Origin of the sequence: Nocardia mexicana NBRC 108244, assembly GCF_001613165.1 — a bacterium.
Classification (GTDB): domain Bacteria; phylum Actinomycetota; class Actinomycetes; order Mycobacteriales; family Mycobacteriaceae; genus Nocardia; species Nocardia mexicana.
Genome location: NZ_BDBV01000019.1, coordinates 115,609 through 128,808, shown reverse-complemented (window position 1 = coordinate 128,808; position 13,200 = coordinate 115,609). Strand labels below are relative to the sequence as shown.

14 protein-coding genes are annotated in these 13,200 nt (G+C 68.3%); 5 read left to right on the top strand and 9 right to left on the bottom strand.

What is annotated here, in order from left to right; translation table 11 throughout:
* From NM1_RS06775 to NM1_RS06765, 3 genes are all read right to left on the bottom strand, one after another.
* Positions 1 to 819: an MlaE family ABC transporter permease gene (locus tag NM1_RS06775; RefSeq protein ID WP_068015344.1), complete on the bottom strand. Its 819-nt coding sequence runs from the start codon at positions 817 to 819 to the stop codon at positions 1 to 3.
* Between the two features lie 102 nt (positions 820 to 921).
* Complete coding sequence (locus tag NM1_RS06770) at positions 922 to 1,122, bottom strand: hypothetical protein (RefSeq protein WP_373864026.1); 201 nt, start codon at positions 1,120 to 1,122, stop codon at positions 922 to 924.
* Entirely contained in the window at positions 1,110 to 1,334 is a 225-nt protein-coding gene (locus NM1_RS06765) for a hypothetical protein (protein WP_068015142.1), read from the bottom strand. The genes NM1_RS06770 and NM1_RS06765 overlap by 13 nt, the downstream gene beginning before the upstream one ends.
* A gap of 273 nt (positions 1,335 to 1,607) precedes the next feature.
* Here NM1_RS06765 and NM1_RS06760 point away from each other — a divergent pair, with 273 nt between their 5' ends.
* Entirely contained in the window at positions 1,608 to 2,504 is an 897-nt protein-coding gene (locus tag NM1_RS06760; RefSeq protein ID WP_068015141.1) for an oxygenase MpaB family protein, read from the top strand.
* A 129-nt stretch (positions 2,505 to 2,633) separates the two neighbouring features.
* Entirely contained in the window at positions 2,634 to 3,074 is a 441-nt protein-coding gene (locus NM1_RS06755) for an SRPBCC family protein (RefSeq protein ID WP_068015138.1), read from the top strand.
* A gap of 15 nt (positions 3,075 to 3,089) precedes the next feature.
* Here NM1_RS06755 and NM1_RS06750 read toward each other — a convergent pair whose 3' ends face one another.
* From NM1_RS06750 to NM1_RS06725, 6 genes are all read right to left on the bottom strand, one after another.
* The gene (locus NM1_RS06750; RefSeq protein ID WP_246011160.1) at positions 3,090 to 5,156 is read right to left on the bottom strand and encodes a prolyl oligopeptidase family serine peptidase; all 2,067 of its coding nucleotides are present in this window, start codon (positions 5,154 to 5,156) and stop codon (positions 3,090 to 3,092) included.
* 175 nt (positions 5,157 to 5,331) lie between these two features.
* Complete coding sequence (locus NM1_RS06745) at positions 5,332 to 5,646, bottom strand: glycine zipper domain-containing protein (protein WP_068015131.1); 315 nt, start codon at positions 5,644 to 5,646, stop codon at positions 5,332 to 5,334.
* A 187-nt stretch (positions 5,647 to 5,833) separates the two neighbouring features.
* On the bottom strand, positions 5,834 to 6,232 hold the full coding sequence (locus NM1_RS06740; protein WP_068015127.1) for a hypothetical protein: 399 nt from the start codon (positions 6,230 to 6,232) through the stop codon (positions 5,834 to 5,836).
* A gap of 28 nt (positions 6,233 to 6,260) precedes the next feature.
* Positions 6,261 to 6,989, bottom strand: a complete 729-nt coding sequence (locus tag NM1_RS06735; RefSeq protein WP_068015124.1) for a hypothetical protein — start codon at positions 6,987 to 6,989, stop codon at positions 6,261 to 6,263.
* A gap of 252 nt (positions 6,990 to 7,241) precedes the next feature.
* Positions 7,242 to 7,574, bottom strand: coding sequence for a hypothetical protein (locus NM1_RS06730; protein WP_068015121.1), 333 nt, complete (start codon positions 7,572 to 7,574; stop codon positions 7,242 to 7,244).
* Between the two features lie 173 nt (positions 7,575 to 7,747).
* Positions 7,748 to 8,341 (bottom strand): SACE_7040 family transcriptional regulator, encoded by a 594-nt coding sequence (locus tag NM1_RS06725; RefSeq protein WP_068015118.1) that lies wholly within the window; start codon positions 8,339 to 8,341, stop codon positions 7,748 to 7,750.
* A gap of 94 nt (positions 8,342 to 8,435) precedes the next feature.
* On the opposite strand from NM1_RS06725, the gene NM1_RS06720 reads away from it, so the two are divergent.
* From NM1_RS06720 to NM1_RS06710, 3 genes are read left to right on the top strand one after another with little or no spacing between them, the layout of a single operon-like run.
* Complete coding sequence (locus NM1_RS06720) at positions 8,436 to 10,019, top strand: carboxyl transferase domain-containing protein (protein WP_068015116.1); 1,584 nt, start codon at positions 8,436 to 8,438, stop codon at positions 10,017 to 10,019.
* 5 nt (positions 10,020 to 10,024) lie between these two features.
* A complete protein-coding gene (locus tag NM1_RS06715; protein ID WP_068015340.1) occupies positions 10,025 to 12,043 on the top strand; it encodes an acetyl/propionyl/methylcrotonyl-CoA carboxylase subunit alpha in 2,019 nt (672 codons plus the stop codon).
* A complete protein-coding gene (locus NM1_RS06710) occupies positions 12,040 to 13,200 on the top strand; it encodes an acyl-CoA dehydrogenase family protein (protein ID WP_068015113.1) in 1,161 nt (386 codons plus the stop codon). Before NM1_RS06715 ends, NM1_RS06710 begins: the two co-directional genes overlap by 4 nt.

Genomic DNA, 13,200 nt, shown 5'->3' with positions numbered 1-13,200 from the left:
TCACACCACCTTCGTCGGGAAGAACGTATTGGACAGCTGGGTGAGGATGATGTTGGTGGCGAACAGCATCAGCGCCGAGCTGACGACCGCGGAGTTGACCGAATTGGCCACTCCGGCCGGGCCGCCGTGGGTGTGCAGGCCGATATCGCAGGCGATGATCGCCGTCAGCACGCCGAAGATCGCGGCCTTGGCCAGCGCTATCAGCAGATCGGTGGCGACCGCGAAGGAGGCGAACGACCCGATGAACGAGCCCGGCGTGCCGGACTGGGCGTAGACGTTGAACATGTAGGCGGTCGCGAAGCCGACGAAGACGATGAAGCCGCACAGCAGCATGCTCACCAGCACCGCCGCCGCCAGGCGCGGCGCGACCAGCCGGCGCACCGGATCGACGCTCATCACCCGCATGGCGTCGATCTCCTCGCGGATGGTGCGCGAGCCCAGATCGGCGGTGATCGCCGAGCCGACCGCACCGGCGATCATGAGTGCCGACACCAGCGGCGCGCCCTGGCGGATGATGCCCAGTCCGGCCACCGCGCCGATGAATGTCGTTGCGCCCACCTGGTTCACGAGCGCACCCACCTGGATGGAGACCACCACCGCGATGGGTATGGCGACGAAAACCGTCGGTGCCGCAGACACATTCGCCATGAACGCGCTCTGCTTGATGAACTCCCGATACGGAAAGCGTCGCCGCACCAGGGAGACGAACAGCTGTATGAACGCCTCGCGGCCGAGGGTGACCTGCCGCCCCAGGGTCTCCAGGGAACGCTGCGGGTGCCGCCGCCACAGACCCGTGGCGACCTCGGTCAGCCGTTGCAGCTCACCCTCGTCGTAGGTCTTCCAGGGTGCCGGGCGTGGGGCTTGGTCGGAGGTTCGAGTCGATGTCACCGGCCACCGATCCTTTCTTCGTGTCCGGACCGGTCAGGCCAGGGTGGTCAGCCAGTGGTCCAGCAGGACCAGCAGGAGCCCGAGGATCGCGAAACCCGCGGCGAGCAGGCTGAGGAACGCGAGCCAAAGGCCCAGGCGCAGTACGGGATTCACTTCCATTCGCCCACCGAGGATCTTGACGAGAATCACCAGGATGTCGATGAGCCACACCAGCGCCAGCATCAGGTCATGCACACATTCGAGAAGGTGAGCACCGGCCAGCACACGATGGATCCGAGGAACGAGATCACGACGTCGATGCCGTGCAGGTTCTTCAGATGCGACGTGTGCGTGAGGGTCCAGACGACCCCGACGATGCCGTAGGGGATGCCGAGGATGATCAGCGTCCCGAGGAACTCGGAGAACTTCATCTCGTAGCTGAGTAGTCGGTCCAACCGTTTGAGCATGGTGGCTCGGTCCTTTCGCGTACCTGCGCCACCGTTCCCCCGCGGGACAGCGGTGGCCGCGGCTGAGTATGTTACTCACGATTCTGGAATCTGGAATCACTTTTGGGAAACTTGCCAAGCGTGCTCGTGGGGGGATCTGGGGAAGTGGGTCGGGTCGCTCACCTCATCGGCGCGGCTCAGTAAGTTACGGAAGATTTCTTCATCGAATACGACCCGGGCGGCGAGAATCGTTAGTAACATAGCGGCCGGTGTCTAGATCGAGAGAGGACTCCCATGGCCACGGCAACGCAGCCGACTCTGCCCCCGCTGACCCTCGAACAGGCTCGTATCCACATCCCGGATATCCATCGTTCGCCGCGCAAGCGCCCGGCGCAGCTGCCGGACGCGCTCGACTTCTGGATGTTCTCCGGGGCCGCGGCCAATGTGGCCATGCAGTTCGCCCATCCCGGGGTGGCCGCCGGCGTCATGGAGAGCACCGTGGAATCCGGTGCGCTGATGGTGCATCCGTGGAAGCGGCTGCGCACCACGGCGTCGTATCTGGCGGTCGCCATCCTCGGGACCCCGCAGGAGCGGGAGGAATTCCGCGAGGCCGTCAATGTCGCGCATCGGCAGGTGCGGTCGCGCCCGGACTCCAAGGTCAAGTACAACGCCTTCGACCGGAACCTGCAGCTGTACGTCGCCGCGGCCATCTACATCGGCTTCGAGGACTCGCATCAGCTGTTGCACGGCAAGATGAGCCCGGAGGAGCGCGAGGCCTTCTATCAGGGCGCCGACACGTTCGGGACCACGCTGCAGGTGCATCCGGACATGTGGCCCGAGACCGCGGCCGACTTCGACGAGTACTGGCTCGAGGCCTGCAGGCAGGTGGTGGTCGATGACGATTTCCGCGCCTACGTCGGCGATCTGCTGCACCTGCGGATGATCAACTGGCCGATGCGGTTGGTCTTCGGGGGTCTGCTGCAGTTCCTGACGGCCGGATTCCTGCCGCCGCACTTCCGCGAGCAGATGGGTGTCGAGTGGTCCGCTGCCGATCAGCGCCGGTTCGAGCATCTGTTCCTGTTCGTGGGTTTCGTCAACCGGTTCATCCCCAAGTTCATCCGGTTCGCCGGTACCAGGGCGATGATGCGGGACGTGCAGCGCCGGATGCGTAAACAGAAGGCGCTCATCTGATTTCGGAGGTGCCCGAACGGGGTCGCGGTATCGAAATCGCATCGGTTCGGGGCGATTGCCTGGTTCGGTGCAGGATCCGCGCCGTAGGCTGCGCTGCGAGCCTTACACACAGCCCCGAACGGAGTCCCGATGCGCACGGTGGACCTGGAACGCACCATCCAGGCGCCCGTCGCCGACGTCTTCGACTGGCTCACCGATGCCACCAACTTCCAGCGAGCGCGCATGGTTCGGCGGGTCACCCTCGTGCGTCCGGGCAATGTCGCCGAGCACGGGACCGGGGCGGTGCGGCTGCTGGTCACCCCGCTGCTGCGCGTCACCGAGGAGATCGTCGAATACGACCCGCCGCGGCTGCTGCGCTACCGAGCGCTGACGACCTTTCCGCCGATGCGGTCTCAGGACGGAGTCATCGTCTTCGAGGAGGCCGCCGGCGGGACCCGGGTGCGGTGGCATGCGCAATTCGAGGTTGCCGCACCGATGTTCGCGGATCTCTACACACTCAGCCTCGCTCCGCTGGTGGTACTCGGCATCCGCTCCGTGCTCTCGACGGCCGATCGTGAGCTGCGCCGCTAGCTCGAAGTTACTGGGCTACATGAGCTTTCGCGCGAAGTAGGTGTATCGCAGCGCGGTGATCGTGGCCTGCTCGTCGATATTGGTGCTGCCGCGGTGCCCACCGACGGACGGCTCGTAGAACAGGTACGGAGCACCGAGCGAGGCCAGTTTCGCCGCGAACTTGCGCGCGTGCTGGGGGCCGACGCGGTCGTCCTTGGTGGTGGTCCAGACGAACGGTTCCGGGTACCGCACACCCTGCTTCAGCTGCTGATAGGGCGAGACGGACTCGAGGAAGGCGCGCTCGTCGGGGTTGGCGACGCTGCCGTATTCGCCCACCCACGAGGCGCCGGCGGCGATCTGCTCGTACCGCAGCATGTCCAGCAGCGGCACGCCGATGTCCACGGCATTCCACAGCTCCGGGTGCTGGGTGAACTCGACGCCCATGAGCAGGCCGCCGTTCGAGCGGCCCGTGATGCCCAGGCGCTGCGGCGTGGTGATCTTGCGATCGACGAGATCGGTTCCCACGGCGGCGAAGTCGTCGAACGCGCGCTGGCGATGGGTCTTCAGCGCGGCCTCGTGCCAGGCCGGGCCGAATTCGCCGCCGCCGCGGATATTGGCCATCGCGAGCACACCGCCGCGATCGAGCCACAGCTTGCCCAGGGTGCCGTCGTAGTGCGGGGTCTGCGGAACGCCGAAGCCGCCGTACGCGGTCAGGGCGGTGGGGTTCGCCCCGTCGAGCCTCATATCGGCGCGGTGGACGACGAAGTACGGGACGCTCGTGCCGTCGGGGGAGGTGGCGTGCTGCTGTTCGACAACGTATGGGGACGGATCGAATTGCGGTGGTGAGCTTTTCGCGGCGGTGGCCAGGGCGGTGGTGGTATCCAGGCGCCACAGCGCCGGTGGGGTCAGGAAGGACTCCACCTTCAGGTAGGCGAGGGCGCCGTGGGTATCGGTCGCCGCGGTGCTGATCGACGCGTTGTCCGGCAGCGCCACCGGGGCGGACCGCCAGCCGCCGTCCGGTTGTGGGCTGTACACCGCGACCTGCGCGCGCACATCGTGCAGCGAGGTGACGACGACGCCGTTCCTGGTGGTGGACACGTCCTGCAGGCTGTCCTGCGGCCCCGGGATGTAGACCGCCGTGGCCCGCAGCCGTTCCGGATCTCTCGCTACCGCCTCGGCATCCAGCGAGACCAGCGATCCCGCGGGGAAATTCGCGCCGCCGGTCTCCCACGGCTGATCCAGCCGGACCAGCAGGCGATTGCCGACCAGGCCGACCGGTTCGGATTTCACGGGCAGGGCGAGCGGCCGGTTCGCGCCGGTGGCGAGGGTGTACTCGTGGTCGAAGAACGATCGGGCACGGGCCACCAGCGCCAGGCGGTGGCCGTCGCCGTCGGCGAGCACCATCGGCATCGCCCGCATATCGGCCTTGTCGCCGCGGGCGATCTCGGTGGCCTCCGCGAGGGGCCGACCGCGCTGCCAGCTCTTGACGATGTACGGATAGCCCGAGGCCGTCAGCTCGCCCGGCTGCCATTCCCGCGACACCAGCACGGTGTCGTCGTCGGCCCAGTTCACCAGCTGCTTGCCGCGCGGCAGCACGAACCCGCCGGAGACGAATTGCCCGGTGCGCGTGTCGAATTCGCGGAACGTCGAGGCGTCCTCGCCGCCCTCGGACAGCGAGATCAGGCAGTGCGACTCGGTGACGGGTGAGCAGCCGACGCCCTGCCACACCCAGTCCTTGCCCTCGGACTTCGCGAGTGCGTCGAGATCCAGTACGGTAACCCAATTCGGCTGGGCCGCCTCGTAATCGGAAATCGAGGTCTTGCGCCAGATGCCGCGGCCGTGCTCGCCGTCCTGCCAGAAGTTGTAGACCTCGCCGTCGATGATCGTCGGCTCCGGCAGGCGGTCCGGGGACTTGCCCACCTGCTGGGCGCCCTCCAGATTCGCCGAATACCGCGGATCCTGCTGCAGCGCGCCGAGGGTCTTCGCGTTCTCGGATTCGACCCAGGCGGCGGACCGGGGGCTCTCGACCTCCTCCAGCCACTGGAACTCGTCCCCCGGGGTGGTGGAACCACTACCGCACGCGGTCAGGAGAACCGCGGTCAATACCGGTGCGGCCCACCGTGCAACCCTCGTAACCCGCCCTGCCATGCGCCCTCCCCAAGATCGGCCGACTCCCCGAGTAAACCACGGTGGGGCGACAGGTCGGGGGAGGACAGACATCGGGGCCGAGGCCGGGCGATGCGCCCGACGTCGGCCCCGATGTGGGATGCCGGGTCGATCAGGGGAGAACCTGCGGGACCACGTCCGGGTTGGTGGCGCCGACCAGCGCGCCGATCAGGCCGCCGAGGATCGGGCCGCCGGAACCGGTGAAGAAGCCCACCGCCGAACCGATCGCCGCACCCGCGGCGGCACCGTTCAGCACCGGGTCCGGGTACTGGGCGTTGGGGTTGGTGGTGATGTCCTCGGTCAGCGGGATGCCCGCGACCGGCGTGGCCTGCGGGGCCTCGGCGGAGGCGCCACCGGCGAATACGGCCACGGCGGCCAGCGGCAGGGCGGTCACGGTGAACGCCTTGACCAGGGTGTTGCGAATCATTCTCTTCCTTTACCTTCCAAGCCCTCGGCGAATTCGAGGGCACTACACATGTGCTGGAACCGCGTTCGGCGACCCGAAAGAACAGACGGGCCGCGCCCACGATCACTCCCCGAGCACAAGCGCTGACAATACTGGGAGACAGGCGAATTCGCCCCCACCCGAGCATCAGTTTCCGATCATCGGGAGATCATTCGGCGAGCGGCACCGCCACGGACCCATCCGCGGGAGCGTCCGGCTCCTCGGAGAACCGCGCCGTGTATGCGTCGATCAACGGCTGACCGCCCACCGCGAGCAGGCCGATCCCCGCGCCGATGATCGCGCCGGGCACCACCGTGACCGGCGACAAGATGATCCCGCCGAGCGGAAACGCGATAACGCCTCCGATGATGCCGCCGACGATGGCGCCGGGAAGCGCCCGCTGCAGTTCGGCGTTCCAGCGTTGCTCGGTCTCGGGATTCGCCGCGATCGAGGTTGCCGAGTCGGGAACCGGGGCAGCCGGACCGGTGTCCGGGGAGGCCAGCGCCACGCCGGGCCACAAACCCGTGGCAGCTACCGTGAGGCACAGGGTCGCCGCGAGCTTCTTCATCGTCGCCTCGAATCGAAAACTGTTGTGATCACCGCACGAGACCGGCGCTCGCGCCGATCATGCCGCCGGCCGCACCGTTCAACGCACCCAGTATGAGGCACGCCGGGACCGACATGATGACAACTCCGGCAACTGCTCCGACGGCACACCCGACCGCGGCGCCGACCGCCGCTCCCGCAACGGCCGACGAGGCGACTCTGTCCGCCCGGCTCGGCGGTATTCCGACGGAACGAACGGTCTGCGATAGCTGCGCCTCCGGGCCCGCCGGGACCGAATTGATCCCGTCGATCTGCTCGGGGCTGAGGAAATCCGGTGCGGGGGTGGACAGATCGCCTGCGCGCAGGATCCGAGGGGGCGGAACGATCTGAGCGACCGGCGGCGACGGTTCGGGCGCGTGCAGCTTCTGCGGTTCGGCCGGGGCCACGTAATTGCGTTCCGGTACCGAGCGGTACTGGGCGAAGTCGGTTTCCGGGGCGACGCCGCGTCGGTCGTCCTGCGGCGCAACATATGCCATGGGCGGCGGCGTCTTCGGTTGGGCGGGGGTGGTGACGCCCGGCTGGACGGCGCCCGGGCTCTGTTGCGGGGCAGCGGGGTTCGGCTGGTTGGGGGTGGTGACGCCGGGCTGTGGCGCGATGAATTGGGCCGGTGCCGCGTATGCGATGGTGCTGCCGGTGGCGATGGCGGTCATCGGTACCACGCTGACCGCGGCGCGCAGGACGATGCGCTGGGATCTGGTCTGTCTTCGATGCTTCGCCATGCGAAGTCCCCCGTCTTCCTCATCTATCCGTAGATCGCATGCGAGCGGCGGGAATTCGGTGGTCCGGACGAGCCGCCGAGTCCGCCCCGAATGCTTGCGTGATGCTACCGCATTCGGACGGAATGAACACCCGTTCCCGCATGCGTTGTGACGTGCGCATTTTCGGGCCGGTGCGGGGCGGCGGAAAGGCTCGAGGCCGGTGCCGGGCGTAACGGCCCGGCACCGGCCTCGGGTGCGCGATCTACCGCAGGGTCAGGGCAGGACCTGCGGGACCACATCGGGGTTGGTGGCGCCGACCAGGGCGCCGATCAGGCCGCCGAGGATCGGGCCGCCGGAGCCGGTCCAGAAGCCCACGGCGGAACCGATTCCGGCGCCGAGGGCGGCGCCGTTCAGCACCGGGTCCGGGTACTGGGAGTTGGGGTTGGTGGTGATGTCCTCGGACTCCAGCGGGACACCCGCCACGGGCGCGGCCTGCGGTGCGGCAGCCTGCCCGGCGTCGGCGCCGGCGCCTCCGGCGAACACGACCGCGGCAGCGAGCGGCGCAGCGGTGACAGCGAGTGCCTTGACCAGGGTTTTACGTACCATTCTCTCCATAACCTTTCCAGCCCTCGCCACTTGCGAGGGTCCAACACGTGCTGCGACGGCCTTCTGCCGCCCCGCAGGGCGAGCAGGCCCACAATCACCCCCGAGCACCGTTGACCGACGGTAGTGCGCGACAGCCGAATTCGCCTCTCGTGGGAATAAGGCCCAGCTGGGGGTCACTCCAGCGCGGCCAGCGCCATGCGCCGCAGGATCGGGCGGGCGCGGCTGGCGAGCGCGGCGGACGCACTGTGCGGCGTGGAGTTGATCAGGCCGAACGTCGCGTGCGCCTGGACGCGGGCGGTGGCCTCGGGGAGGTCGGGGTGCAACCGGCACAGCGCGGACACCCACACCTCGACGTACTGCCGCTGCGTGCGGCGTACCTGGCGCCTCGCGGCCTCGGGAAGATTTTCCAGGTCCCGGTCCTGGATGCGGATGAGTTCCGGCTCGCCGAGGGCGAAGTCGAGGTGGAATTCGATCAGCCGCGACAGCGCGGCGGCCGCCGAATCGGATTGCGCGACAACGGCTCTGCCGCCCTCGAGTAGGCGCTGGCTGACCCCGACCAGCAGTTCGACGAGCAGCGCCTCCTTGCTGGGGAAGTGCCGGTAGACCGCCGGGCCGCTGATCCCGACGGCCGCGCCCAGGTCGTCGAGCCGCACACCGGGGAAGCCGCGGTCGGCGATGAGCCGTGCCCCTGCCTCCAACAGCTGCTCCCGGCGCTGCGCCTTGAGCTGCTCGCGGCGCGTGGGTGCGACCGAATCGCTGCTGGTCACCGCGCTTCCTCTCGCCGGGTGTGGACAACTCAGTTAATGGAGACTATCTTAAATTCCAGTTATTGGCGATTAACCGATCGGGCAGGATGGCGTGATGGCGGTTACGCAGGACACGCGGGTGGAGGGCGCCAACCGGGCGGCTCACCTGGCGCTGGTGGAGGACCTTCGGTCGCGGCTGGCGGCGAATGCGCTCGGTGGCCCGGCCAAGGCGCGCGATCGTCACGTGGCCCGCGGGAAACTGCTGCCGCGTCAGCGGGTCGATCAACTGCTCGACACCGGCAGCCCGTTCCTGGAGCTGTCCCCCCTGGCCGCGACCGGCATGTACGGGGACGATTGTCCGGGGGCGGGCATCATCAGCGGGATCGGCCGGGTGTCCGGCCGCGAGTGCGTGATCGTCGCCAACGACGCCACCGTCAAGGGCGGCACCTATTACCCGGTCTCGGTCAAGAAGCATCTGCGCGCGCAGGAGGTGGCGCTGCAGAACCGCCTGCCCTGTCTCTATCTCGTCGATTCGGGTGGCGCGTACCTGCCGCATCAGGACGAGGTGTTCCCGGATCGGGAGCACTTCGGCCGCATCTTCTACAACCAGGCGACCATGAGCGCCCAGGGCATCGCGCAGATCGCCGCGGTCATGGGCTCGTGCACGGCGGGCGGCGCGTACGTCCCGGCGATGAGCGACGAGGCCGTCATCGTGCGCGACCAGGGCACCATCTTCCTGGGCGGGCCGCCGCTGGTGAAGGCGGCCACCGGCGAGGTGGTCACCGCCGAGGAGCTCGGCGGCGGCGAATTGCATTCGCGCACTTCCGGTGTCACGGACCATCTGGCCGACAGCGATCAGGACGCGCTGCGCATCGTGCGCCGCATCGTGAGCACGCTGGGGCCGCGGTCGTCGAGCCCGTGGGAGGTGGCGCCGCCGGTGGATCCCGTTGCGCCGCAGTCGGAGCTCTACGACGTGGTGCCGGTGGATTCGCGCACGCCCTACGACGTGCGCGAGGTCATCGGCCGGGTCGTCGACGGCGGCGAGTTCTCCGAGTTCAAACAGGAGTACGGGCGCACGCTGGTCACCGGGTTCGCCCGCATCCACGGCCATCCGGTCGGCATCGTCGCCAACAACGGCGTGCTGTTCAGCGAATCCGCGGTCAAGGGAGCGCATTTCATCGAGCTGTGCGACAAGCGGTCGATCCCGCTGGTGTTCCTGCAGAACATCACCGGGTTCATGGTCGGCCGCGACTACGAGGCCGGGGGTATCGCCAAGAACGGCGCGAAGATGGTGACGGCGGTGGCGTGCGCCCGGGTGCCCAAGCTGACCGTGATCATCGGCGGCTCCTACGGCGCGGGCAACTACTCGATGTGCGGGCGCGCGTATTCGCCTCGGTTCCTGTGGATGTGGCCCAATGCGCGGATCTCGGTGATGGGCGGCGAGCAGGCCGCGTCGGTGCTGGCGACCGTGCGCGGCGATCAGCTCGGCGATACCTGGAGCGCCGAGGAGCAGGAGGAGTTCAAGGCGCCGATCCGGGAACAATATGAGCGACAAGGTAATCCGTACTATTCGACCGCGCGGCTGTGGGACGACGGCGTGATCGATCCCGCCGACACCAGAACCGTGCTGGGGCTGGCGCTGTCGGTCTGCGCGCAGGCCCCGCTCGAGCCCGTGTCCTACGGCGTTTTCCGGATGTGATGACGATGCTGCAGAATTCGCCCGTTCCGTTCGACACCGTGCTGGTCGCCAACCGCGGCGAGATCGCGGTCCGGGTCATCCGGACGCTGCGCGCCATGGGGATTCGATCGGTCGCGGTGTACAGCGATGCCGATGTCGACGCCCGGCACGTGCACGAGGCCGATACCGCGGTGCGCCTCGGACCGGCCGCGGCCCGGGAGAGCTACCTCGATATCGGCAAGGTCGTCGATGCCGCGGTGCGGACCGGCGCGCAGGCGGTGCATCCGGGATACGGCTTCCTGTCGGAGAATCCGGGGTTCGCCGCGGCTCTCGCCGAGGCGGGCATCGTATTCCTGGGGCCGCCCGCCCGCGCGATCGAGATCATGGGTGACAAGATCGCCGCGAAGAACGCGGTCGCCGATTTCGGCGTGCCCGTCGTGCCGGGGATCGCGCGGCCCGGATTGACCGATGCCGAATTGCTCGATGCCGCAGGCGATATCGGATATCCGGTGCTGGTGAAGCCGTCAGCGGGCGGTGGCGGCAAGGGGATGCGGCTGGTGCACGCGCCCGAGCAGCTGCCCGATGCGCTGGCGAGTGCGCGGCGCGAGGCGGCGGCCGCCTTCGGCGACGACACCCTGTTCCTGGAGCGGTTCGTCACCCGGCCCCGGCATATCGAGGTGCAGGTACTCGCCGACAAGTTCGGTCAGGTGCTGCATCTGGGCGAGCGCGAGTGCAGCCTGCAGCGCCGCCACCAGAAGGTGATCGAGGAGGCGCCGTCGCCGCTGCTGGACGCCGATACGCGGGCCCGAATCGGCGCCGCGGCCTGCAATACCGCCCGCAGTGTCGACTATGTCGGCGCCGGGACGGTGGAGTTCATCGTGTCGGCCGACCGGCCCGACGAGTTCTTCTTCATGGAGATGAACACCCGCCTGCAGGTCGAGCACCCGGTGACCGAGCTGATCACCGGCGTGGACCTGGTGGAATGCCAGGTGCGGGTGGCGGCCGGGCAGAAGCTGGGGGTCGCGCAGGAGGACATCCGGATGACGGGCCACGCGATGGAGGCCCGTGTCTACGCCGAGGATCCGGGACGCGACTTCCTGCCGACCGGTGGCACCGTGCTGGCGCTGTCGGAGCCGAACGGCGCTGGGGTGCGGGTGGATTCGGGCCTGCGGACCGGATCCGTGGTCGGCAGTGACTACGATCCGATGCTGTCCAAGGTGATCGCCTACTCGTCCACCCGCGCCGACGCCATCGCCAAGCTCGACCGTGCGCTGGCCGATACCCTGGTGCTGGGAGTCCGGACGAATATCGACTTCCTGCGGTTCCTGCTGGCCGACGGCGATGTGCTGGCGGGCCGGCTGGACACGGGCCTGCTGGATCGGCGGGCCGGGGACTTCCGTCCCGCACCGGTATCCGACGAACAGTTCGTGGCGGCCGCGGTATACCGCTGGCTGCGACTGTGGCAATCGAGCGCGCAGGACGTGTGGGGGACGCCGAGCGGCTGGCGGCTGGGCGCTCCGGCGCCCACGGTGCTACGGCTGTCCGGAGGCGACCGCACCACCCACGTGTATCTCACGGGCAATCCGCGCGATGCCGAGGTCTGGCTCGACGAATCCGACAAGCGCTCGCTGACAGCCGAATTCGGCGATACCGAGGTCACGATCACCCTCGACGGCGTGCGCGGTCGGTTCCGCGTGGCGGAGCACGACGGTCAGCTGTGGGTCGCCGATGCGATCGGCGTCGCCGCCGTCCGGGAAGTCGCCGAGGTGAATGTGCGCGCGGGCGCGGAACAGGTCGGGGATGCCGAGATCCGCAGCCCCATGCCCGGTTCGGTGATCGCTGTCGCGGTCGCTCCCGGTGCCGCGGTGGCGGCCGGGGCGCCGATCGTGGTCGTCGAGGCCATGAAGATGGAGCACACCCTCACCGCGCCGATCGCGGGAACCGTTGAGCTACTGGTCGATTCGGGGACCCAGGTCCAGGTCGACCAGGTACTCGCCCGCATCGCTCCCGACGACACCCCTGATTCGAAGGAACCCCACGCATGACCGACTTCCTGTCCACCGGCACCCTTCCCGACGAATACCGCGAACTCGCCCTGACCGTCCGGGACTTCGCCCGTCAGGTGGTGGCGCCGGTCGCCGCGAAACACGATGCGGAGCATTCGTTCCCCTACGAGGTGATCGCCGGGATGGCGGATATGGGGCTGTTCGGGCTGCCCTTCCCGGAGGAGTACGGCGGCATGGGCGGCGACTACTTCGCGCTGTGCCTGGCGCTCGAGGAACTCGGCAAGGTCGATCAGAGCGTGGCGATCACCCTGGAGGCGGGCGTCTCGCTGGGCGCCATGCCGGTCTACCGCTTCGGCAACGACAAACAGCGGCAGGAGTGGTTGCCGCAGTTGACATCCGGCCGGGCGCTGGCCGCCTTCGGCCTCACCGAACCGGGCGCGGGCAGCGACGCCGGCGGCACCCGCACCACGGCCGTGCTCGACGGTGACGACTGGATCATCAACGGCAGCAAGCAGTTCATCACCAATTCCGGCACCGATATCACCCGGCTGGTGACAGTGACCGCGGTGACCGGCCAGACGGACGGCAAGAAGGAGATCTCCACCATTCTGGTGCCGACCGATACGCCGGGCTTCGTCGCCGAACCGGCCTACAACAAGGTCGGGTGGAACGCCTCCGATACGCATCCGCTCAGCCTCACCGATGTCCGTGTGCCGCAGGAGAATCTGCTCGGGGAGCGCGGGCGCGGGTATGCGAACTTCCTGCGCATCCTCGACGAGGGGCGCATCGCGATCGCCGCGCTGTCGGTGGGCGCCGCGCAGGGCTGCGTGGACGAGAGCGTGCAGTACGCGCAGGAGCGCGAGGCATTCGGGCAGGCGATCGGCCGCAATCAGGCGGTCGCGTTCAAGATCGCGCGCATGGAGGCGCGGGCACACGCCGCGCGCACGGCGTACTACGACGCGGCCGCGCTGATGCTGGCGGGAAAGCCGTTCAAGAAGCAGGCGTCGATCGCGAAACTCGTCGCCAGCGAGGCGGCCATGGACAATTCCCGCGACGCCACCCAGATCTTCGGCGGCTACGGGTTCATGAACGAATATGCTGTCGCCCGGCACTACCGCGACAGCAAGATTCTGGAAATCGGCGAGGGCACCACCGAGGTGCAGTTGATGCTGATCGGACGGGAGCTGGGTCTGTGA